The following is a 21,429-nucleotide window of genomic DNA, read 5'->3' on the forward strand; positions in this document are numbered from 1 at the left end:
CCGCGGTCCGCTGTTGCCCCCAGAACGCTCCGGTTGCCAACGCGCAGCCGGGGCGTTTTTGTTGGGGGCCCTATCGCTGGTTTTATTGGCTTTCCGGTACATGTGTTACGGCGCGAATGCAGTTCGCGTCATTGCACAAGCGGAATGGAAGCGAGCACGACGGAACTATCATCTGACGAAGGAAGCATCTTATCACTAGTCAGCGACCTATTCTAGCCTTATAAGATGCTTCCTTCGTCAGCATGATAATGGCTGATAGAATACCCGTTGAGCATTCGCTTGATGTGGCATATTGCACCCCTAATGGGATAGACGCACAAGAGGCCCCGTTTCCAGTTGGAAACGGGGCCTCTTGGTATAGAGCGGAGGACCGAACCTTGGGGCGGCGCAGTTCGGCCCTCCTATTCGTTACGCGCCAAGCGCATTAACGAACTTCGTGAGCTTGCTCTTGTTATTAGCAGCTTTGTTTTTGTGGATGATGCTCTTCTTAGCCAAGCGGTCCAGCATCGACGACACCTTCTTCAACAAGTCCTGAGCGGCCGTTTTGTCGGTGGTGGCGCGCAGCTTTTTGATGGCCGTACGGGTCGATTTGTGCTGATAGCGGTTCAGTACGCGCTTGGCTTCGTTGCTGCGGATGCGCTTGAGAGCCGACTTGTGGTTTGCCATGACAAGAAGAAAACTATAATAATCGGCTGTTGAGCCGAGGATTTTTGCGTTTGGGAGAGCAAAGGTACGGGATTTTTCCGAACCAGCAACCCTCGCCTCTAAGAAATTTCTCAGGCCCCAACTGCGGATGGACGTCTAGTGAAAAGCAGCCGGCCCGCCAATTGCTTCCCACCTTTGGTAAAGCTACGCCCGCTTGCGCCCGGGCCCCTACTTGCCCCCTCGCTTCCATGCCCCTCGTTTCGCATTCGGCCTACCAGCCGCCCCGCTACCTGTTCAACGGCCACGTGCAGACCATTGTGCCCAGCCTGTGGCGCTCGGTGCCCGACGTGGCCTACGAGCGCGAGCGGCTGGAGCTGGCCGACGGCGACTTCCTCGACCTGGACTGGAGCTACGCCACTGCTGGCCCCCCCGCTAGCGGCCTCGCGGTGGTGTCGCACGGCCTGGAGGGCAGCAGCGGCCGGGCCTACGTGCGCGGCATGGTGCGGGCCCTCAACCGCGCCGGCCTCGACGCGCTGGCCTGGAACTACCGCAGCTGCGGCGGCGAAATGAACCGCCTGCTCCGCTCCTACCACCTCGGCGACACGGCGGACCTGGACCTGGTGCTGCGCCACGCCCTGGCCACTGGCCGCTACCAGCGGGCGTACCTAACGGGCTTTTCGGCCGGCGGCAACGTCACGCTCAAGTACCTGGGCGAGGCCCCGGGCCGGGTGCCCGTGGAGGTGCAGCGCGCCGCCGTGTTTTCGGTGCCCACCGATTTGCGGGCCAGCTCAATGCACATTGCCCGGCCCCAAAACACGGTGTACATGCGGCGCTTCCTCAAGACGCTGCGCCAGAAAATCCGCGAAAAAGCCGCGCTGCTGCCCGCTGAGGTGGACCTGACCGGGCTCGACGAGCTGCGCAATTTCCCGCAGTTCGACGAGCGCTACACGGCCCCCATGCACGGCTTCGCCTCGGCCGATGCCTACTACGCCTACGCCAGCTCGGGGCAATACCTGGCCGACATCCAAGTACCCACGCTGGTGGTGAACGCGCAGAACGACCCGTTTTTGCCGCCTTCGTGCTTCCCGCGCGCCGTGGCAGCGGCCTCCGCCTTTGTGTACCTCGAAACGCCGGCCGCGGGCGGGCACGTGGGCTTCGGCGAGGGGGCCCCGGACGGCGCGTACTATTCGGAGCGGCGGGCGGTGGAATTCCTGCTGGGGCCCCTGCCGGCCTGATTATCCGCGGCTAGCGCACCCGCGAGTTGGCGGGCACGAACACGACTTTCTTGGTTTCATAGAATTCCTCGGGGAAAAACTGCGCCAAGTCAGTAACGGTGGCCACCAAGCCCGATTCGGCAATTTCCTCGGTCAGGTCGCCGCCTTTTAGCAAGTACATCCCGCTCTCGCGCAGGCCTTTGGGCTTGAACAGGTGGGCCACCCACGGGTGGAAGGTGGCCAGCCGGGCCACGGCGCGGCTCACCACAAAATCGTACTTGGGGCGCAGCTGCTCGGCGCGGGTTTGCTCGGCCGTCACGTTGTCGAGCCCCAGGGCCCCGGCCAGAAACTGCACCGCCCGAATCTTCTTCCCGATGCTATCCACCAAGTGGAAATGCACCTCCGGGAAGGCAATGGCCAGCGGCAGGCCGGGCAAGCCCCCGCCGGTGCCCACGTCGAGCACGGCGCTGCCCTTCGGGAACTGCACCACCTTGGCGATGCCCAGCGAGTGCAAAACGTGCCGCTCCGCGAAGTTGTCCATATCGGCGCGCGACACCAGGTTCACCTGCTCGTTGAGAAGGCGAAACTCGGTTTCGAACTGCTTGAAAAGCTTGAGCTGCGCGGGCGTGAAGGCGGGGAAGTGCTGCTGGAGAAGGTTCATGGGCACAAAGTTGCACGATTCGGCGGCTTTGGGGCCCCAGCGGTGGGCTTGCGCTTGGCGCGGCCGCTCGACAGCTCTACGATTTTATAATTAATTGCTTTACGATATTTATTTATTGAATATCAACACATTTTTATTGATATTCAATAAAAATGTGTTCCTTTGCTGGTGGCAATTAACCCTTTTTCTGATGGCAACAATGTTAAAATCCCTGGGGAGTTTAAAGAGCTTTTTCATTCTCAGCCGAGTGCTCACAGGAATATTTTTATTCGCCGCTTTTGGGTCTTTGTGTGGCCTGATCGGTAAGACATATGATTCAGCCACGGGAAGTCCCGAAGTGCGATTGGTGCTTTACACTACCACGCCCAACTTATTTTCAGCCGCCCACGACATGAACGCTGGCTTTGAGGATGGATTTGCTGGCCGCCCCCACCGGCCCGAACGGGGGCCCCTGCCGGGGCTGAGGGCTAGCGCGGAGAGCTTCGAGTTAGCCGCGGATCCAAATACTCCTTTGCTTCGCTACCGTGAGCCCAACGCCTGGAAAAGAGTGGCCCTATTGTATCTAGGGGCCGCCGACAGCTACCTTTCGCTGTCCTGGGTTATTCTTATCAGCGTTGGTAGCTGGTTGCTGTGGGGCCTGCTGCGCGATGTGACCCCGGAAACGCCTTTTACCCGCGCCAATGCGCAGCGGCTGGTGCGGTTGGTTCTGTTAGTACTATTGCTAAGCCAGGCGCAACATCTGGCTTACTTGGCGCTGCGGGCGCTGGTGCCCGCGTTCCATGCCCCCGGCGTAGCCGATACCCTTAATCATTACGTGCGCCTGAACACCGACGACAGCATACCCAACCCCCTATTGGGCGTTATGCTGGCCGTTATTGCCATTGTGTACCGGCGCGGCGTGGAGCTGAGCCAGGAAGTGGAACTCGTTATCTGATGCCGATCATCGTGAACCTCAACGTGATGCTGGCCCGGCGCAAAATGACGCTCAGCGCCCTGGCCGAGGCCGTGGGCATCACCCTGGCCAACCTGTCCATCCTGAAAAGCGGCAAGGCCAAAGCGGTGCGCTTCAGCACGCTGGCGGCCATTTGCCAGGCCCTGGACTGCCAGCCGGGCGACTTGCTGGCGCACGGCCCCGACCCGGCCGACCTGCGCCCGGGGGCCGATTAGGGCCCCGGGCGCCGGGCAATGCGCCAGGCAGCGACCAGCCCGGCTGCTGCGCCCACCACAGTGCCCAGTGCAGATGCAACGAAGGGACCGACGAACACCACCACGGCCAGCAGCAACGCCTTGAACGTTTGGGCATTTTGGCCGGCCGGAAGGAGGCTCACGCCGCGCAGCAACGGCAGCAGTAGTGCATTGGCCACGGCAAAGCCCAGGGCAGCGCCCGCCGCCGCCCCGAAAACATACGGTGCGGCGGCCCTACCCCGGGTGAAGCGCAGCAGCACCCCGGCGGCCAGCAACAGCAGCAGACCCGCCACAAAAGCGGGCAGCAGGAAGAAGTAGGGCATCGCGCGTTCAAAGGAATTCAGGGCCCCCAATATAAGTTTGGGGCCCCAGCGGCCATAAAAAAAGCCCCGACTGACGGGGCTTTTTTTGTGGCTAGATGATTTGCTTGGTGTGCTTCATCATGTCGTAGAGCAGCTCGCGGGCGCGGTGTAGCTGGGCTTTCACGGTGCCAAGGGGGGCTTTTAGCTCGGTGGCAATTTCCTCGTAGCTCAGCTCGTCGAAGTAGCGCAGGCTCACGAGGCGCTGGTATTTATCGGGGAGGCGCGACACGACGTGGCGCATGATTTCGATTTTCTGGTTGCGCACGGCGTGCTCGGCCGGGTTCAGGTCGGTGTCGCGGAAATCGATGGTGATTTCGTCGCCGTTGTCCACTTTGATGGCCGAGTCAATCGACATCGTTTTGATTTTATTCTTGCGGATAAAATCGATGCAATTGTTGGTGGCGATGCGGAACAGCCAGGTACTGAAGGCGTACTCGGGGTTGAACTTGTGCAGGTTTTTGAAGGCTTTTGCGAAGGCCTCGATGGTGAGGTCCTCGGCGTCGTCCTGGTTGCGCACCATTTTCAGCACCACGTGGTACACGGGCTTCTTGTAAATCTGCATCAGCTCGGCGTAGGCCTTCTCGTCGCCGTGGTCCACGGCGGCGCGGATTAGCTTGAAGTCGTGCTTGGCTTTAGCAGAAAATTGCTTTTGAATATCTTGATTATTAGTTACTTCCATCGAAGGGAACGCTTGAATAGCAGAGAAAGGCTGATGGTGACGTATTGGATGAAGTAAAGGCCGTCGAGCAGCGGCAGCCACGCGGTCGGCAATTTCTGTTCCAATCGCCGGCCAAGGACGCCATACACGTAGGCCAGCGCAAAAGTTCGCAGGGTCCAGATAACCGCCAAAGGTACCCAATGTTCAGGCGAAAAAACTAGCCCGGCGGTGAGGATGTAGGGCAGTAAATTGGCCACTACGAAAGTGCCGATGCGGGCGCGGTCGGCCGGGCGGTAGCGGCTGCCGGCCGAGAGGTGGCGGCGCTTCTGCGTCCACCAGGCCCCCCAGGTGGCGGCCGGCGCGCTGAGGGTATGGGCGGGGGCATCGGCCACCACGGCGGCGCGCACGCCCTGGGCCACCGCGTCTTGCACCAGCAGGTCGTCGTCGCCGCTGAGGCGGCGGATGTGGCTGGCGAAGCCCTTGGCGGCTGCGAAGGTGGCCCAGGTGTAGCCCAGGTTGCGGCCCACGCCCATGTAGGGCCGCCCGCGCCAGGCAAAGCTGAGGTACTGGGCGGCGGTGAGCAGCGTTTCGTAGCGGATGAGGCGGTTGAGCAGCCCGGGGCCCTCGGCGTAGCCCGAGAAGCCCAGCACGAGGCCAGCCGGGGCCCCGGGGCCCCCGAAGCCGCGCTGCATCAGGCGCAGCCACTGGTTGGTGGCCGGAATGCAGTCGGCGTCGGTGAAGAGCAGGCGGGCATGGGTGGCGGCCTTGATGCCCAGGGTGAGGGCGTACTTTTTGGGCGCGAAGCCGTCGGGGGTGCTTTTGATGGTGACGAGGCGGAAGCGGCCGGCGTAGTACTGGCCCAGCTGCTGGGCGTAGTCCTGGGTTTCGTCGGAGCTGCGGTCGTCGATGAGCACCACCTCGAAGCCCGCCGGGTAGTCCTGCTTCAGCAAAAGGGGCAGCAGGCGGCGCAGGTTTTCCAGCTCGTTGCGGGCGCAGACGACGATGGAAACCGGCTCGTCGTCGGCGGCGTGGGGCCCCGGGGCGTCGGCCGGGGCCTCGGCGGGGCGGCGGGCAAAGGGCCCGAAGTAGTAGAACCAGTAGTAGAACTGCGCCAGCACACAGGCCACCAGCAACCAGAAAACGGGGGACTTTGGTAAATACGGAGGCAACGGCAGGCAACGCGGATGAGCGGGCAAAGGTAGGGGCCCCGGGCCGGCAGGGTTACCTTTGCGGAAGCGGGGAGTGGCACGCGGACACGAAACCGGGCTGCCGGCTTTTCGCCGGCTGCCCGGTAATCGTTGGCTAGCTGAACGGGGCCCTGGGGCTTCCCAACCGGCGCCGCGATTACCGGGCAGCCGGCGAAAAGCCGGCAGCCCGGCCCATCTCGCTTCCCGCTCCCCACTTCGCAAAACCCGAAGAATGACCTTTGACCTTATCGCCCGCGACCCCGCCACTAAGGCCCGCGCCGGCCTGCTGCACACGGCCCACGGGGCCATCGAAACGCCTATTTTTATGCCCGTGGGCACGGCCGGCACCGTGAAAGCGGTGAGCCAGCAGGTGCTGCGCACCGACGTGCAGGCCCAGATCATCCTCGGCAACACCTACCACCTGTACCTGCGCCCGGGCCTGGAAGTGCTGCAAGCCGCCGGGGGCCTGCACCGGTTCAACGGCTGGGACGGGCCGATTCTGACGGACTCGGGGGGCTACCAGGTATTTTCGCTCAGCAACACCCGCAAGATCAAGGAAGACGGCGTGACGTTTCGCTCGCACGTCGATGGCTCGAAGCACTTGTTCACGCCGGAGGGCGTGATGGACATCCAGCGCGTGATTGGGGCCGACATCATCATGGCCTTCGACGAGTGCACGCCCTGGCCCTGCGACTACGACTACGCCCGCCGCTCGCTGGATATGACGCACCGCTGGCTGCAACGCTGCATCCAGCGCTTCGACGCCACGGAGGGCCTGTACGGCTTCGAGCAGAACCTGTTCCCCATCGTGCAGGGCAGCACCTTTAAGGACCTGCGGGTGCAGTCGGCCGAGTTTGTGGCGGCCCAGGGGCGGGCCGGCAACGCCATTGGGGGCCTGAGCGTGGGCGAGCCCGCCGAGATGATGTACGAGATGACGGAACTGGTCTGCGACATCCTACCCGCCGACCGGCCGCGCTACCTGATGGGCGTGGGCACGCCGGCCAACATCTTGGAAAACATTGCCTTGGGCGTGGACATGTTCGACTGCGTGATGCCGACCCGCAACGCCCGCAACGGCATGCTCTTCACCACCCAGGGCATCGTCAACATCACCAACAAGAAGTGGGCGACGGACTTTACGCCCATCGACCCCAGCCTGCCGGGCGTGGCCAGCACGTTCTACTCGCGCGCTTATTTGCGGCACCTCTTCCAGTGCAAGGAGCTGCTGGGGCCCCAAATTGCCTCGGCCCACAACCTGGCCTTCTATTTGTGGCTGGTGCGCGAAGCCCGCACGCAAATCCAGGCCGGCACGTTTGGGCCCTGGAAAGACCGGATGGTGCAGCAAGTAATGACCCGTTTGTAAGCGGCCCACATGAACATCCTCGATAAATACATTATCAAGAAATTCCTCACGGCGTTCGTCTTCACGGTGCTCATCATCGTATCGGTGATTTGCGTGATTGACTTCACCGAGAAGAACGACGACTTCATTCAGCACAAGCTGACGATGAAGCAGATCGTGTTCGAGTACTACGTGTTTCTGTTTCCGTACTTCTCGAACCTGCTGGCCCCGATCACCATTTTCATCGCTGTGGTGTTCGTAACGGCCCAGTTGGCCACGCGCACCGAGATTGTGGCCATCATGGCCAGCGGCGTGAGCTTCAAGCGGTTGCTGGCGCCGTATTTGGGGGCGGCGGCGCTGGTGGGGTTGTTCATTTTTGCACTCACGGGCTGGGTGCTGCCGCTGGCCAACAAGGAGCGCGTGCGCTTCGAGCGGGCCTACGTGAAGCTGCCCTACACCTTCAAGGGGCACGACGTGCACATCCGCATCGGGCCCCGTAGCTACGTGTACATGCAGAGCTACGACAACCAGCGCAACGTGGGCTACCGCTTTGCCTTGGAGACGATTGACAGCACCATTCTGCACCGGCGCCTGACGTCCGACGCCATCAGCTGGGACTCGACGAAGCAAGTTTGGCACCTCTCGCCGCAGCTCATCCGCACCTTCCGGGGGCCCCAGGACGAGACGCTGCTGACGGTGCCCGCCCGCGACACCACGTTGCGCCTCACGCCCAAGGACTTCGCCAGCCACTACCGCGAGGAAGAAACCCTGACCCTGCCGCAGCTCAACGCCTTCATCCAGGAAATGGTGGACCGCGGGGCCGACGACACGGCCACCTACATGAGCGCCAAGTACGAGCGCTACTCGTACCCCTTCGCCACGCTCATCCTCACCCTCATCGGCGTGTCGCTCAGCGCCCGGAAGTCGCGGGCCGGGGTGGGCGGGCAAATTGCGCTGGGCTTCGTGCTGGCCTTTGTGTTCATCATTTTCGTGATGCTGAGCCGCAACCTGGCCCAGGTGGGCACCCTCGCCCCGCTGCTGGCCGCCTGGGTGCCCAACGGCATTTTCCTGGTCATCGGCCTGGCCCTGTACCGCTTCGTACCGAAATAAAATCAAATGTGAGAAATACGGAAATGTGAAGATGTAAAAATGGGTGCTACTACCGCACCTTGCCACGCACCCTCGAATTTTCACATTTCTCACATTTTCATATTTCTCATATCTTTTAATTTTGCTGAAAGACTACCTCCGCCTTCATTTCATTGTGCTGCTTTGGGGCTTCACGGCCATTTTGGGCAAGCTGCTGGCCCCCACGCCGGCCGTGGAGCTGGTATTTTGGCGCACGCTGCTGGCCTCTAGCGGGCTGGGGCTGCTGCTGGCGGCACGGGGCCTGGGCTGGCGCCTGCCGTGGCGCGAGGCCCTGAAGCTGCTGGGCGTGGGCACGCTGGTGGCCGCCCACTGGATTACATTTTTCCTGGCCGCGCGCCTCTCGTCGGTGAGCGTGTGCCTGGCAGGCCTGGCCACCCTGGCCCTGTGGACCTCGCTGCTGGAGCCGCTGCTGCTGTGGCGGCGGGTGCGGGCCTACGAGGTGGCCCTGGGCCTGGGGGCCATGCTGGGCCTGTATTTGATTTCGCAGGCCGAGCTGAGCCAGCTCACGGGCCTGCTGGTGGCGGTGGGCTCGGCGGGGCTATCGGCCCTGTTCAGCGTGCTGAACTCGCAGCTGGTGAAGCGCCACGCGCCAGTGCGGCTCACCTTTTACGAGATGGCGGGGGCCTGCTTGAGCATCGCCCTTTTCCTGCCGTTTTACGGGCGCTACTTCACCCAGGGCGCGGGGGTGCAGCTGGCGTTGCACGGCTACGGCTGGCTGTGGATGGCCCTGCTGGCGGGCGTGTGCACGGTGTACGCCTTCTCGTCGTCGGTGGAATTGATGAAGCGCCTGTCGGCCTTCGTCGTCAACCTCACCATCAACCTGGAGCCGGTGTACGGCATTTTGCTGGCCCAGCTGCTGTACTGGCTGCGGGTGCCGGGCTTCGGGCAGGAGCGCATGTCGGGCGGCTTCTACCTGGGCACCATCATCATCCTAATCAGCGTGCTCATCCACCCAGTAATCGAGCAGTGGAACCGCCGCCGGGCCCGCCGCGCCGGGGCCTTGGAGGCGGTGGTGTAGCACGGTTTGTAGCGCGGACTTTGTAGTCCGCGGCTTTCGCTTCGTCCTGCCGATTGCCGTTCGGCGACCGTTTAGAGCCGCGGACTACAAAGTCCACGCTACACGCCGGGGGCCCTGGGGAAGTTTGCGGGGTTGCGCTGTTAGGGAAGCCCAACCCGCTGCTTGCCTCCCCATGACCACCATTATTTACTGGCTGCGCAACGACCTGCGCCTGCACGACAACGAAGCCCTGGCCGCCCTGCCGCCCGGCGCCGGGGCCCTACTGCCGGTGTATTGCTTCGACCCCGTGGCCCTGGGGCCCGATGTCTACCTGGGCCGGCCGCGCACCGGCCCGCACCGCCTGGCTTTCCTGCTCGAAACCCTGGCCGACTTGCAGCGGCGCTACGCCGCGCTGGGCTCCGGCATTCACTTCGCCGTGGGCCGCCCCGAGGACGTACTGCCCGCCCTGGCCCGGCAGCTAGGCGCGCAGGCCGTGCACGCCAGCACCGAGCACACCACCGAGGAAGAGGAGGCAGAAGACGCCCTCACCGCCGCGCTGGGGCCCCAAATTCCGCTGCGCCGCTTCGAAACCCTGACGCTGCTGCACCCCGCCGACCTGCCCATTCCCCTGCGCAACCTGCCCTTTTCCTTCAGCAAGTTTCGGTTCGATGTGTTCTCGAAGATGACGGTGCGGCCGCCGCTGCCCGCCCCGCGCCGGCTGCCGCCGCTGCCGGCCGGCTTCGCGCCCGCGCCCCTGCCCAGTGCCGAGGTGATGGCGGCCGGGCTAGGGCAGCCGGCCCCGGTTCGCACTTTGCCCGACCGACGTTCGGCCCTGCCCACGCTGGGCGGGGGCGAAACCGCCGGCCTGGCCCGCCTGCACGACTACGCCGTAGCGCGCCACCTCATTGGCCGTTACGACGATACCCGCAACCAGCTGCTGGGCGAGGCCTTCAGCACCAAGCTTTCGGCCTGGCTGGCCAATGGCAGCCTCTCGGCCCGCCAGATTTGGGCGGCCATTGATGGGTACGATGCCACCCACGGCGCGCGCAGCAAAGGGGCCCTGCAGCTGCGGCTGGAACTGCTGTGGCGCGACTACTTCCGCCTGCTGGCCCAGAAGGCCGGGCCGGATTTCTTCCGCTGGCGCGGCCTGCGCGGTCAGGTGCCCAAACCCACTCAGCCCGATAAATCCGTGTTTGAAGGCTGGGCCGCCGGCCGCACCGGCAATGCCTTTGTGGACGCCAACATGCGCGAGCTGAACGCCACCGGCTTCATGAGCAACCGCGGCCGCCAGAACGTGGCCAGCTACCTCATCCACGACCTGCACCAGGACTGGCGCTGGGGCGCGGCCTACTTCGAGCACCAGCTCATCGACCACGACGCGGCCTCGAACTGGGGCAACTGGAAATACATCGCCGGCACCGGCACCGACGTGCGCGACACCGCCTTCGACGTGGCCCAGCAAGCCAAGCGCTACGACCCGCAGGGCCGCTACGTGCGCACCTGGGGGCCGTAAGCTGGTAGTTTTTGCCTATCGGCCACCAAGCTTGTACCGCCAAGCTGTGCTTGGCCTCGCCTATGCTGCCCTTGGGGCCCTGGGGCAAGACCAAGCACAGCTTGGTGGTACAGGCAGCTGCACCTCATCGACTAACCTAGCCCACCGCCCCGGGGCCCTAAAGCTGGCCGCGCCACACCAGGTACTCGGCGGGCCAGGATAGCGCGGGGGCCTCGAATTGGCCGGGCCACAGGCCGTACACGGCCGAGCCCGAGCCCGACAGGCTGGCGTAGGCCGCGCCGGCGGCGTAGAGCTGCTGCTTGATGGCGGCCAGCACTGGGTAGGTGGGCGTGAGGGCAGTTTCGAAATCGTTGGCCACGGTGTCGCGCCAGGTTTCAATGGGGGCCCCCAGGGCCGCGCGCAGCGGGTGGGCGGGCGCCTGCGGCACGATGCGGGCGTAGGCCTCGACCGTGCTGATGTGCAGGCCGGGGTACACCACGGCGCAGGCAGTACCGGCCAGGTCGAGGCTGATTTTCTCGAACACGTCGCCTTTTTCGCGGGCCAGCACGGGCTTGTTCTGGATGAAAAAGGCGCAATCGGCCCCCAGGCGGCGGGCGTAGCTCTCCAATGCTTCTGTCGATAACTGCAAGCCAAACAGCTCATTGGCCGCCTTCAAGGCAAAGGCCGCATCGGCCGAGCCGCCGCCCAGGCCCGCCCCGATGGGCACCACCTTGTGCAGGTGCAGCTGCGCGGGCGGCAGCTGCGGGAAATCGGCTTGCAGCAGGGCGTAGGCCCGCACGCACAGGTTCGTATCGGGGGCCCCGGGAATGGGGCGGCCGCTGAGGCCCAGGCTGGTGGGCTGGCCCGGGGCGGCGGGCAGCAATTCCAGCGCATCGGTCCAGGGCAGGGGCACAAACACGGTTTCGAGGGTGTGGAAGCCATCGGGCCGGCGGGCCGTGACGTACAGGCCCAGGTTGAGCTTGGCGTTGGGGAAGGTGAGCAAGGCGGGCGGGTTGGTTTTTTGAAGAACTAAATAACGGCCCAGTGGGCAGGGCGGGCTGCCGGCTTTTTCGCCGGCTGCCCGCTAATCGTTGAATCGGTGCAAGGATGCAGCGATGCGGTGGCAAACCAAAGCCCCGGGGGCCCTGGGGGTTACCGGGCAGCCGGCGGAAAAGCCGGCAGCCCGGGCCGGCGGCCTATTTTTGTTCATGCCCGCGGCCGCCCAAAATTCAGCATTCCCCGCCCAAAGTTTCTACGTGCGCCGCGGCAAGCGCTGGCTCGACGTGGCCGGGGCCCTGGCGCTGCTGCCCCCGGCCCTGCCGCTGCTGGCGCTGGGGGCCCTGCTGGCCGCCGCCCAAAACCGGGGCCCCTGGCTGTTTCGGCAGCCGCGACCGGGGCAGAGCGGGCGGCTCTTCACCCTCTACAAGCTCCAAACCATGACCAGTGCCCGCGACGCCCACGGCCAGCTGCTGCCCGACGCGCAGCGCCTGCCGCGGCTGGGCCGCTGGCTACGCGCCACTTCGCTCGATGAGCTGCCCCAGCTCTGGAACATTCTGCGCGGCGACCTGAGCCTGGTGGGGCCCCGGCCGCTGCTGCCGCAGTACCTGCCGCTGTACTCGCCAGCGCAGGCGCGGCGGCACCTGGTGCGCCCCGGCCTCACGGGCTGGGCCCAGGTGAACGGGCGCAACGCCCTGGCCTGGGAAGAAAAATTTGCGTTTGATGCCTGGTACGTTGACCACCTCTCGCTGGCGCTGGACCTGAAAATATTGTGGCGCACCGCGGGGCGGGTGCTGGGCGGGGCGGGCGTGGCGGCCCCGGGCCAGGCCACCACCGAGGCTTTTCGGGGCCCAGTGTAGGCGGTGTGGGGCCCCGGCCCGACCTTTGCGGTTCACTTGCCGTTCACCCCGCGCTGCCCGCCGCATGACTCAGCTGTTCTTTTCGGATTATTACGCCGGGCCCGGCACCGGCCGGCCACTCGTCATTTTTGGGGCCGGCGGGCTGGGCCGCGAGGTGCTGAGCCTGGTGCAGCAGCTGCCCCCGGGCCCCGACGGGGCCCCCGCCTGGGAGGTGCGCGGCTTTTACGACGACGTGGCCCCCGCCGCGCCCACCGTGGCCGGCCTGCCCTACCTGGGCACCAGCGCCGACCTCAACGCCACCGCCGAGCCGCTGGCCGTGGCCGTGGCCGTGGGCAGCAGCGCCGGCCGGGCCGCTGTGGTGGGCCGCCTCACTTCGGCGCAGCTGGCATTTCCGCCGCTGGTGCACCCGGGCGTGGTGCTGGGCCCCGCCCAGCGCATTAGCCTAAGTGAGGGCTGCATTATCCAACAGGGCTGCATTCTGACCTGCGACATTGCCCTCGACCGCTTCGTGCTCCTCAACCTGGGCTGCACCGTGGGCCACGACGCCGTGCTGGGCGAGTTCTGCTCGCTGATGCCGCGCGCCAACGTGGGCGGCGCCGCCCGGCTGGCCCCCGGCGTGTACCTTGGCACGGGGGCCACCGTCATCCAGGGCGTGGCCGTGGGCGAGTACACCACTGTGGGCGCCGGGGCCGTGGTGGTGCGCGCCCTGCCGCCCCGCGCCACGGCCGTGGGCGTGCCGGCCCGGGTAATTAAAACAGTTAGCAGTTAACAGGGAGCAATGAACAACAAGCAGTCAGCAATTTGCTTACTGCGCACTGCTAACTGATAACTACTAACTGTTCACTGCTAACTGATAACTGACTAATTGCGCAGCCAAGACCACGACCGGATTTTCCTCTCCCCGCCCCACCTCGGCCGCCACGAGCTGAACTATGTAAACAAGGCCATTGAGGACAACTGGGTAGCGCCTGTGGGGCCCAACTTAGATGGCTTCGAGGCCGACATTTGCGCGGCGGTGGGCGTGGCGCACTGCGTGGCCCTGAACTCGGGCACCGCCGCCCTGCACCTGGGCCTGCTGCTGCTGGGCGTGGGCCCCGGCGACGAGGTGCTGTGCCCCTCGTTCACGTTCGTGGCCACGGCCAATGCCATCCGCTACTGCGGGGCCACGCCGGTGTTCGTTGACAGCGAGGCCGATACCTGGAACATTTGCCCCGTGCGCCTGCGCGAGGCCATCGAGGACCGGCTGCGGCGCGGCCGCAAGCCCCGGGCCCTGCTGCTGGTGCACCTCTACGGCATGCCGGCTCAGCTGGCGGCAATTGGGGCCCTGGCCGCGGAGTTCGACATTCCGATTCTGGAAGATGCGGCTGAGGCCCTGGGCAGCACCTGGCAGCAGCAGCCGCTGGGCAGCTTCGGGCGGGTGGGGGTGTTTTCCTTCAATGGCAATAAGATATTGACCACCAGCGGCGGCGGGGCCCTCGTAACCCAGGACCCGGCCCTGGCCGCGCGCGCCCGCTACCTGGCCACCCAGGCCAAAGACGCGGCCCCCCATTATCAGCACTCGGAGGTGGGCTACAACTACCGGCTGAGCAACATCCTGGCCGGCATTGGCCGCGGCCAGATGGGGCTGCTGGCCGACCGGGTGAAGCGCCGCCGCGAGATTTTCGGGTGGTACCAGGCGCACCTGGCCGCCCTGCCCGGCCTGGCCGTGGCCCCCGCTGCCGAGCCGCCCGGGGCCCTGTCCAACCGCTGGCTCACCACCTTGCTGCTGGCCCCACCCGACCCGACCAACGCCGGGGCCACCACCGCCACCCCCGAAACCCTGCGCCTGGCCCTCGAAGCCCGCAACGTCGAGAGCCGCCCCCTGTGGAAGCCCATGCACTTGCAGCCGCTCTTCGCCGACGCGCCGATGTACGGCGGTGCGGTGTGCGCCGACCTCTTTGCCCGGGGCCTGTGCCTGCCCAGCGGCACCGCCCTCACGGATAGCGACCTGCGCCGCGTGGCCGGGGCCCTGGCGGAAGCGTTGCGCTAGGCGACTGCTCCGCGCAGCTTGGCCCCTTTATTGCCACAGGGCCCCCGCCGGACTCCGCTTTGCCGTTAAAGGCCCAGCCAATCTTTTATCATCCATGAATAATTCCCGACTTTTTGCCGCCGCGCTGCTGCTGGCCCTGCCTGTAGCCGCCCGCGCCCAAACCAAGCCCGCCCCCAAAACCACTACCGCGTCCAAGCCCGCCACCGAGCAGGTAACCGAAGTAACCGAGGACCTGGACCCGGCCACGGGCAAGGTCATCCGCCGCACAACCCGCACCACCACCCTGCCGGCCGGCACCGCGCTGCCCAGCGGCAATGGCACCGCCATAGCCGCCGATGGCCGCGCCACCGATGCGCAGGTGTCGGATTTCTTCCGCGAGAAAACCACCGTGGGCACCCTGACGGCCCCCGCCCTGCTCGACGCCTACAACCGCTTCATTGAACAGGTGCGCGCCGACCGCCGCGGCTGGAAGCCCGCCGACTGGACGAACGCCGCCGCCGTGCTCAGCAGCCTCAACGGCCGCTACGACCAGGTGCGGGCCAACTTCGTGCTCGACGACAAGGTGACCATCCGCTCGCAGCAGGCCGAATTCCAGGCCCTGCGCACCACCCGCCAGATTTCCGATCAGGTATCGGACAAGCTATAATAGGGCCCCGGACCTGAACATTGGGCCGTAGGGACGGGTTGTGGCCCTTCACTGTTTGCGTTTTTCATGTCCGCTTCCAAACCCACCGTCCTCATCACCGGCGCCACCGGCCAGATTGGCGGCGATACCCTGCGCCGCCTGCTGGCCCACGATTCCATTACGCCCGTGGCCGCGGTGCGCTCGGCCGCTAAAGCCCAACCATTTCAAGACCAAGGCATTCGCACCGTTATTCTCGACTTCGATAAGGAAGAAACCCTGGGGCCCGCCCTGCAAGGCATCGACCGGGCCCTACTGGTGACGGGCTACACCGTGGACATGCTGCGCCAGAGCAAGGCATTTCTGGATCAGGCCCAGAAGGCCGGGGTGCAGCACATGGTGCACCTGGGGGCCTGCGGGCGCGACGACGCCACGGTGGCCCACTGGGCCTGGCACCAGCTCGTGGAGCGCTACATCGAGTGGAGTGGCTTCTCCTTCACGCACTTGCGCCCCGAAACTTTCATGCAAAACCTGCTGAGCTACGGCGGCACGCAAGTGGTGCGCCAGGGCCTCATCCAGCAGTACGTGGGCGATGCGCGCATGAGCTGGGTGGACGCCGAGGACGTGGCCCAGGTGGCAGTGCAGGCCTTGCTGCACCCCGAGCGCCACGCCGGCCAAACCTACCGCCTGGGCTACGAGGCCAAATCGTACGACGAAATTGCCGCCACGATGGCCGAAGTGCTGGGCAAGCCCTTCCGCTACGAGGCCCAGGCCCCCGAGATTTTCCGCGAAAACATGCGCGCCGCCGGGGCCGAAATGGCCTACATGGACTGCGTGTACGACCACTACAAGCGCTACGCCGCCCACACCATCCCCGGGGCCGACGACACGTTCGACAACTTCCCCGCCATCACCGGTCAGCAGCCCACGCTATGGGCTGATTTCGTGCAAAAGCACCGGAAGTCGTTTGATTATTAGCGGCTCCGGCTGTTAGGAAGTAACAACAAAGAACAGTGATGCTGAGCGCAGCCGAAGCATCTCTACCGCTCACTATTCATTGAGTAGTGGGCGGTAGAGATGCTTCGGCTGCGCTCAGCATCACCGTTTTTTTTATGATTTCAGAGCTTCAAAAGTTATGCCGGGGCCCTTAGCCCAGCGCCTGGGCCAGGTCGGCGAGTAGGTCACTGGCTTCCTCAATGCCCACACTGAGGCGCACCAGGCCCGGGGTGATGCCCAGGGCCCGGCGGCGCTCGTCGGGGATGTGGCGGTGCGAGGTGGCCAGCGGGTACGAGCACGACGAATCGACGCCGGCCAGCGACGGGGCCAGCGGAAACAGCTGGCTCTTCTGGATAAAGGCATCGACGGCAGCGGCGGTGTCGTCGGCCATTCGGAACGAAAGCATGCCGCCGAACTGGCCGCCGCGTAGTTGGGCCGCCGCCAGGGCGTGGCCGGGGTCGGTGGGCAGGCCGGGGTAGAACACTTGCCCCACGGCCGGCTGCTGCGCCAGGAACTGGGCCACGGCCAGGCCGTTGTCGGAGTGCTGGCGCATGCGCAGGCGCAGGGTTTTGGTGCCGCGCAGCGTCAGCCAGCTTTCCAGCGGGGCCAGGGTGAGGCCGAGGCTGCCGCCCACTTGGCGCAGGCGCTGGGCCACGGCCGGGTCGCGGGCCAGCACGAGGCCAGCCGTCACGTCGGAGTGCCCGCCGAGGTACTTGGTGGCCGAGTGCCACACGAGGTCGGCGCCCCAGCTGAAGGGCTGGCTGATGGCGGGCGAAGCGAACGTGTTGTCAATCAATAGCAAAACGCCCTGGGCCTGGCAGGCGGCGGCCAGCCGGGGCCCGTCGAGCACCACCAGCAGCGGGTTGCTCAGGGTTTCGGCCAGCACCAGCTTGGTGTTGGGGCGGGCGTGGCGCGCCAGGTCGTATAGGTCGGCCAGGGGCACGTAGGTCGTTTCGATGCCTAGGCGGCTCAGTTCGTTGGAGAGCAGCACCACCGAGCCACCGTACAGTTCGGCGGGGCACAGCACGTGGTCGCCGGCCTGGCAGGTGGCCAGCACGGCGGCCAGCAGCCCGCTTAGGCCCGCGCCGGTAGCCACGCCGGCCAGGGCCCCACCGGCTACGCCCTCGAGCTGGGCCACGACGGCCACCAGCTCCTCGGTGTTGGGGTGCTCGGAGCGCGAGTAGCCGTAGCGGCCGCCGCGGCCGGGGGCCGTGTAGTATTCTTCGAGCTCGCCCAGGGAGGCGAATTTGAAGACCGACGTTTGGTAGATGGGGGTGACTTTGGGGTGGATATTGGTCAGATTCATGGCTGGGGCCCGGGCGGGCGAAAGAATGCGCCAAAGTAACGCCGAATCGCTGGTCCGTTGGGGGCCCCGGCGTATCTTTCCTTCCCCATTCTCACCCCTCCCTTTATGCATTATAAGATTACGCTGTTGGGCTTATGCCTGGCCGCCGCACCGCTGCTGGCGCAGGTGGTGCCGGCCCCCGCCCGCGCCCCGCGCGCCGCCGTGGGGGCTCCCGTGGGGCCCCGCCCGGCCACCGACCCCAACGCGCGCATCGGCGGCGAGTTGCAGCAGGTGTACCAGCAGTGGCGCACCGGCGGCAGCGCCGCCGGCAAGGGGGCCCCCGGGCGGCTGGCCGCCGCGTTTCCGCAGTTGCACGTGGCCACCACCGACGACGCGGTGCTGGTGCGCATCACGGCCCGCAACGTGGCCGCGCTGCGCCCGGCGCTGCTGGCCCGCGGCTTCGTGGTGGTGTCCGACCAAAGCAAGTTCCACTTCATTGAAGGGCGCCTGCCGGTGAGCCAGCTGGCCCCCGGCGCGGCCGGCATTGAGGCCCTGGCGGCGCAGGGCCTGCTGGGCGTGCTGCCCATTTACCTGCCGGTGGGCCGGGCGGGCAAGGTCCTGAACCAAGCCGACTTCGTGCTGGAAGCGGCCCGCGTGCGCAGCACCCGCCCCGGCGGCTACGACGGCACGGGCGTACGCATTGGGGTGATGAGCGACTCGTACAACGCCCTGAACGGCGCGGCGGCCGGCATGGCTTCCGGCGACTTGCCCGCCACGGTGCAGGTGTTGCAGGAGTACTCGCGCGGCACCGACGAGGGCCGCGCCATGATTGAGCTGATCCACGACATCGCCCCCGGGGCGGCCAAGGCCTTTAGCTCGGTGGAGTTCGGTGAGGCTGACTTTGCCGCTCAGATTGCCCGGCTGGCCAGCCCCACGGGCGGTAACTGCAAGATTCTGGTGGACGACATTGGCTACTTTGCCGAGCCTCTGTACCAGGACGGCGTGGTGGCCCAGGCCATCGAAACGGCCGTGGCCGGCGGGGCGGCCTACTACTCGGCGGCCGGCAACCAGGCCGATGAGGCTTCGGAGTACGTGGCCCCCACGTTCACCAACGCGGCGCGGGGCGCGGATCTGGACTTCGGCCTCTCGACCGGGGCCCCACCGACACGCGCCAGCCGTTCACGATTCCGGCGTCGGGCAAGTTCACCATCAGCTTGCAGTGGAGCGACCCGTTCTACACCGCCGCGGGCGTGAAGACCGACCTCGACGCCTACTTGGTCATCGCCCGCGCCGGGGCCCCATCAAGGGCGACACCGTGGCCACGGCGGCCAACAACAACATCGCCAACCAGGCGCCCTACGAAATCCTGAGCTTCACCAACGGCGCGGCCAGCACCAACACAGCCTACAACCTAATCATCAACCGCCGGGCGAACACCGCCACCCCGGCCCGCGTGAAGTACGCCTCGTTCGGCGACTCGTTTGCCCCCACCAAGTACTGGACGCACAGCGGCACCATCACGGGCCACGCGGCGGCGGCCAGCGCCATGGCCGTGGCCGCGGCCCCGTCGTTCAACCGCTTCATGGCCGAGTCGTTCTCGTCCATCGGCACCCCCACCATCCTCTTCGCCCCCAACGGCACGGCGCTGGGGGCCCCGGCCACGCGCCAAAAGCCCGATTTCACGTCGATTGACTACGTGAGCACCACCTTCTTTTCGGGCACGGTGTTCCCCGACCCGGCCGATGGGTTCATCTTCGCCGGCACGTCGGCGGCGGCGCCCAACGCGGCGGCCGTGGCCGCGCTGCTACTCCAGGCCCGGCCCGGCAGCACGCCGGCCCAGCTCAACGCCCAGCTCAAGGCCACGGCCCTCGACCTGAACACGCCGGGCTTCGACGCCGCGACGGGCGTGGGCCTGATCAATGCCTACGCAGCGGTGTACGGGCTGCCGACGGCGGCCGCGGTGCCGTTCGTGGACGTGTTCGACGGGGCGGCGCTGGGGCCCAACTGGAGCGTCACGAGCCGCGGCGCGGCCCGGGTGGCCATCCGTCCAGACTTCGCGCCCGCCTCCAGCCCCGGCCACCTGGTGCTCGATGCCTTCTTCCCGTACTACGGTTTTAACAGCTACACCGGGGGCCGGGTGGCCCAGGCCGACCTGCGCCTGAACCTGGCCAGCGCTCCGGCCGGCGGCGCGCTGCTCACCTTCCGCCACAAGAAAATTCTGGGCGAAATTGACCAGGCGATGCCCGCCACCTTCACTGGCAGCAGCGACACCGACGGCGTGGCCCTGAGCGTGGACGGCGGCACCACCTGGTACAGCTTGGCGAGCATCACGGGCCCCAACGCCACCACCGACTACCAGACGGTGGCCGTGAACCTGACCCAGTTTGCCGCCGCCAACGGTCTGACTTTGGGCGCCGACGTGCGCATCCGCTTCCAGCGCACCGGCACCACGCAGGTGGACGCGGCCACGAGCACCCTGCGCGGCGGCCGGGCCTTCGACGACGTGGCCGTGACCGGCACCAACGCCGCCCCGGTGGCCTTGTTCAACACGTCGGCCAGCGCCGTGGCCCCCGTGTGCCCGGGCACCGCCGTGCAGTTTACCGACGCCTCGCTGCTGGGGCCCTCCACCTGGAGCTGGAGCTTCCCCGGCGGCACCCCCGCCACCAGCACCGCCCAGAACCCCGTGGTAACCTACGCCCGCGGCGGCACCTACGACGTGGCCCTGACCGTTACCAACGCCAACGGCACCGCCACCCGCACGGCCGTGGGTGCCGTGGTGGTGTCGAGCGCCGTGCCCGTGGCCAGCTTCACCCTAAAGCCCTCGCCGGTGTGCGCGGGCGGGGCCGTCACGTTCACCAGCACGTCGGGGCCCTGCCCCGGCACCTACGCCTGGAGCTTTCCCGGGGGCACGCCCACCAGCAGCACCGCCGCCAACCCCGTGGTGACCTACGCCACCGCCGGGGCCTACACCGCCACGCTGGTCGTGAGCAACGGCAACGGCAACAGCGCCGCCGCCACTGCCACGGTGGCCGTGCAGGGCAACGGCCAGGCCCTCCCCTACGCCGAGCCCCTGGCCAGCGGCATTCCCGCCACCTGGACGGTGGCCAATCCCGACAACGCCCTCACCTGGGGCCCCGTGGGCAGCGTGGTGCGCAAAGACGGCACCACCGGCACGGTGGCCGCCATTCAGTTCTACAATTACTCGTCGCGGGCGCAGCGCGACACCCTGCGCACCCCCGCCGTGGATTTGCGCGGCCAGGCCAAGGCATTCCTGCGCTTCGATCTAGCCTACGCCGCGGTATCTGGGGCCCCCACGGCCAACAACGACTCGCTGGCCGTGGACGTGTACACGGCCTGCTCGGCCACCCGCCTGGGCCGTGTGTACTTGCAGTCGGCCGCCACGGGCCTGGGCACCACCGCCGTCCAGGCCTCGGCCTTCCTCCCCAGCACCGCGGCCCAGTGGCGCACCGAAAACGTGGACCTGACGGCCTTTGCCGGCCAGCAGGTGTACTTCCGCTTCACGGCCTTCAACGAGTACGGCAATAACCTGTACCTGGCCAACGTGCGGGTGGAAAACACTGTGGCCACCGCCACGAAGGCCCTGACCGATTCGCCGGCCCTGCAAGCCTACCCCAACCCGCACCTTTGGCTTCTGTAAATCAGCTGTTTGCTGCTCAAGAAAACCGCCATTGCCATGGAACTGAATTTTGTCGTGCTCACCGATGCCGCCCCCGGCCGACGAGCCCGCT

At 66.2% G+C, this 21,429-nt stretch carries 21 protein-coding genes; 14 read left to right on the forward strand and 7 right to left on the reverse strand.

The genetic code is table 11. The features are described from left to right. Window positions 1-408: 408 nt before the first annotated feature. Window positions 409-666: a 30S ribosomal protein S20 gene (rpsT, locus tag BEN49_RS15895; protein ID WP_070745016.1), complete on the reverse strand. Its 258-nt coding sequence runs from the start codon at window positions 664-666 to the stop codon at window positions 409-411. Between the two features lie 227 nt (window positions 667-893). Between rpsT and BEN49_RS15900 the strand changes: the two genes are divergently transcribed. Further along, entirely contained in the window at window positions 894-1,880 is a 987-nt protein-coding gene (locus tag BEN49_RS15900; RefSeq protein ID WP_070745018.1) for a YheT family hydrolase, read from the forward strand. 10 nt (window positions 1,881-1,890) lie between these two features. On the opposite strand, the gene rsmG is transcribed toward BEN49_RS15900, so the two are convergent. Further along, window positions 1,891-2,520: a 16S rRNA (guanine(527)-N(7))-methyltransferase RsmG gene (gene rsmG, locus BEN49_RS15905; RefSeq protein WP_070745020.1), complete on the reverse strand. Its 630-nt coding sequence runs from the start codon at window positions 2,518-2,520 to the stop codon at window positions 1,891-1,893. A 94-nt stretch (window positions 2,521-2,614) separates the two neighbouring features. On the opposite strand from rsmG, the gene BEN49_RS15910 reads away from it, so the two are divergent. Beyond that, the gene (locus BEN49_RS15910; RefSeq protein ID WP_125916938.1) at window positions 2,615-3,454 is read left to right on the forward strand and encodes a DUF2975 domain-containing protein; all 840 of its coding nucleotides are present in this window, start codon (window positions 2,615-2,617) and stop codon (window positions 3,452-3,454) included. After that, window positions 3,454-3,687: a helix-turn-helix domain-containing protein gene (locus tag BEN49_RS15915; RefSeq protein ID WP_070745024.1), complete on the forward strand. Its 234-nt coding sequence runs from the start codon at window positions 3,454-3,456 to the stop codon at window positions 3,685-3,687. Before BEN49_RS15910 ends, BEN49_RS15915 begins: the two co-directional genes overlap by 1 nt. On the opposite strand, the gene BEN49_RS15920 is transcribed toward BEN49_RS15915, so the two are convergent. The 3 genes from BEN49_RS15920 to BEN49_RS15930 form a co-directional block, all read right to left on the reverse strand. Beyond that, a complete protein-coding gene (locus BEN49_RS15920; RefSeq protein ID WP_070745025.1) occupies window positions 3,684-4,028 on the reverse strand; it encodes a hypothetical protein in 345 nt (114 codons plus the stop codon). The genes BEN49_RS15915 and BEN49_RS15920 overlap by 4 nt on opposite strands. Before the next feature lie 91 nt (window positions 4,029-4,119). Beyond that, window positions 4,120-4,746 carry an RNA polymerase sigma factor gene (locus tag BEN49_RS15925; protein ID WP_070745027.1) on the reverse strand — a complete coding sequence of 209 codons (627 nt, stop codon included), beginning with the start codon at window positions 4,744-4,746 and terminating at the stop codon, window positions 4,120-4,122. Next, complete coding sequence (locus BEN49_RS15930; protein ID WP_239691967.1) at window positions 4,737-5,852, reverse strand: glycosyltransferase; 1,116 nt, start codon at window positions 5,850-5,852, stop codon at window positions 4,737-4,739. Before BEN49_RS15930 ends, BEN49_RS15925 begins: the two co-directional genes overlap by 10 nt. Before the next feature lie 292 nt (window positions 5,853-6,144). On the opposite strand from BEN49_RS15930, the gene tgt reads away from it, so the two are divergent. The 4 genes from tgt (at window position 6,145) to BEN49_RS15950 (ending at window position 10,913) form a co-directional block, all read left to right on the forward strand. Continuing rightward, entirely contained in the window at window positions 6,145-7,275 is a 1,131-nt protein-coding gene (gene tgt, locus BEN49_RS15935; RefSeq protein WP_070745029.1) for a tRNA guanosine(34) transglycosylase Tgt, read from the forward strand. 9 nt (window positions 7,276-7,284) lie between these two features. After that, window positions 7,285-8,364, forward strand: a complete 1,080-nt coding sequence (locus BEN49_RS15940) for an LptF/LptG family permease (protein WP_070745031.1) — start codon at window positions 7,285-7,287, stop codon at window positions 8,362-8,364. A 121-nt stretch (window positions 8,365-8,485) separates the two neighbouring features. Then, a complete protein-coding gene (locus BEN49_RS15945; protein WP_317040465.1) occupies window positions 8,486-9,421 on the forward strand; it encodes a DMT family transporter in 936 nt (311 codons plus the stop codon). Window positions 9,422-9,593: 172 nt separating this feature from the next. After that, the gene (locus BEN49_RS15950) at window positions 9,594-10,913 is read left to right on the forward strand and encodes a DASH family cryptochrome (RefSeq protein ID WP_070745034.1); all 1,320 of its coding nucleotides are present in this window, start codon (window positions 9,594-9,596) and stop codon (window positions 10,911-10,913) included. 157 nt (window positions 10,914-11,070) lie between these two features. Here BEN49_RS15950 and ispE read toward each other — a convergent pair whose 3' ends face one another. Further along, complete coding sequence (gene ispE, locus BEN49_RS15955) at window positions 11,071-11,895, reverse strand: 4-(cytidine 5'-diphospho)-2-C-methyl-D-erythritol kinase (RefSeq protein ID WP_070745036.1); 825 nt, start codon at window positions 11,893-11,895, stop codon at window positions 11,071-11,073. A gap of 205 nt (window positions 11,896-12,100) precedes the next feature. Between ispE and BEN49_RS15960 the strand changes: the two genes are divergently transcribed. The 5 genes from BEN49_RS15960 (at window position 12,101) to BEN49_RS15980 (ending at window position 16,377) form a co-directional block, all read left to right on the forward strand. Beyond that, window positions 12,101-12,748, forward strand: a complete 648-nt coding sequence (locus tag BEN49_RS15960) for a sugar transferase (RefSeq protein ID WP_070745055.1) — start codon at window positions 12,101-12,103, stop codon at window positions 12,746-12,748. 64 nt (window positions 12,749-12,812) lie between these two features. Further along, on the forward strand, window positions 12,813-13,517 hold the full coding sequence (locus BEN49_RS15965) for a NeuD/PglB/VioB family sugar acetyltransferase (RefSeq protein ID WP_070745038.1): 705 nt from the start codon (window positions 12,813-12,815) through the stop codon (window positions 13,515-13,517). 96 nt (window positions 13,518-13,613) lie between these two features. Then, window positions 13,614-14,777, forward strand: coding sequence for a DegT/DnrJ/EryC1/StrS family aminotransferase (locus BEN49_RS15970; protein ID WP_070745040.1), 1,164 nt, complete (start codon window positions 13,614-13,616; stop codon window positions 14,775-14,777). A 94-nt stretch (window positions 14,778-14,871) separates the two neighbouring features. Continuing rightward, window positions 14,872-15,423 carry a hypothetical protein gene (locus tag BEN49_RS15975; protein WP_070745042.1) on the forward strand — a complete coding sequence of 184 codons (552 nt, stop codon included), beginning with the start codon at window positions 14,872-14,874 and terminating at the stop codon, window positions 15,421-15,423. A gap of 66 nt (window positions 15,424-15,489) precedes the next feature. Next, the gene (locus tag BEN49_RS15980; RefSeq protein WP_070745044.1) at window positions 15,490-16,377 is read left to right on the forward strand and encodes an SDR family oxidoreductase; all 888 of its coding nucleotides are present in this window, start codon (window positions 15,490-15,492) and stop codon (window positions 16,375-16,377) included. Window positions 16,378-16,546: 169 nt separating this feature from the next. On the opposite strand, the gene BEN49_RS15985 is transcribed toward BEN49_RS15980, so the two are convergent. Next, window positions 16,547-17,701 (reverse strand): trans-sulfuration enzyme family protein, encoded by a 1,155-nt coding sequence (locus tag BEN49_RS15985; protein WP_070745046.1) that lies wholly within the window; start codon window positions 17,699-17,701, stop codon window positions 16,547-16,549. Window positions 17,702-17,806: 105 nt separating this feature from the next. On the opposite strand from BEN49_RS15985, the gene BEN49_RS28150 reads away from it, so the two are divergent. Beyond that, complete coding sequence (locus BEN49_RS28150) at window positions 17,807-18,934, forward strand: S8/S53 family peptidase (protein WP_070745047.1); 1,128 nt, start codon at window positions 17,807-17,809, stop codon at window positions 18,932-18,934. Next, window positions 18,900-21,338, forward strand: coding sequence for a PKD domain-containing protein (locus tag BEN49_RS15995; protein ID WP_158022973.1), 2,439 nt, complete (start codon window positions 18,900-18,902; stop codon window positions 21,336-21,338). The genes BEN49_RS28150 and BEN49_RS15995 overlap by 35 nt, the downstream gene beginning before the upstream one ends. Window positions 21,339-21,429 lie beyond the last annotated feature (91 nt).

Origin of the sequence: Hymenobacter coccineus (assembly GCF_001816125.1) — a bacterium.
Classification (GTDB): domain Bacteria; phylum Bacteroidota; class Bacteroidia; order Cytophagales; family Hymenobacteraceae; genus Hymenobacter; species Hymenobacter coccineus.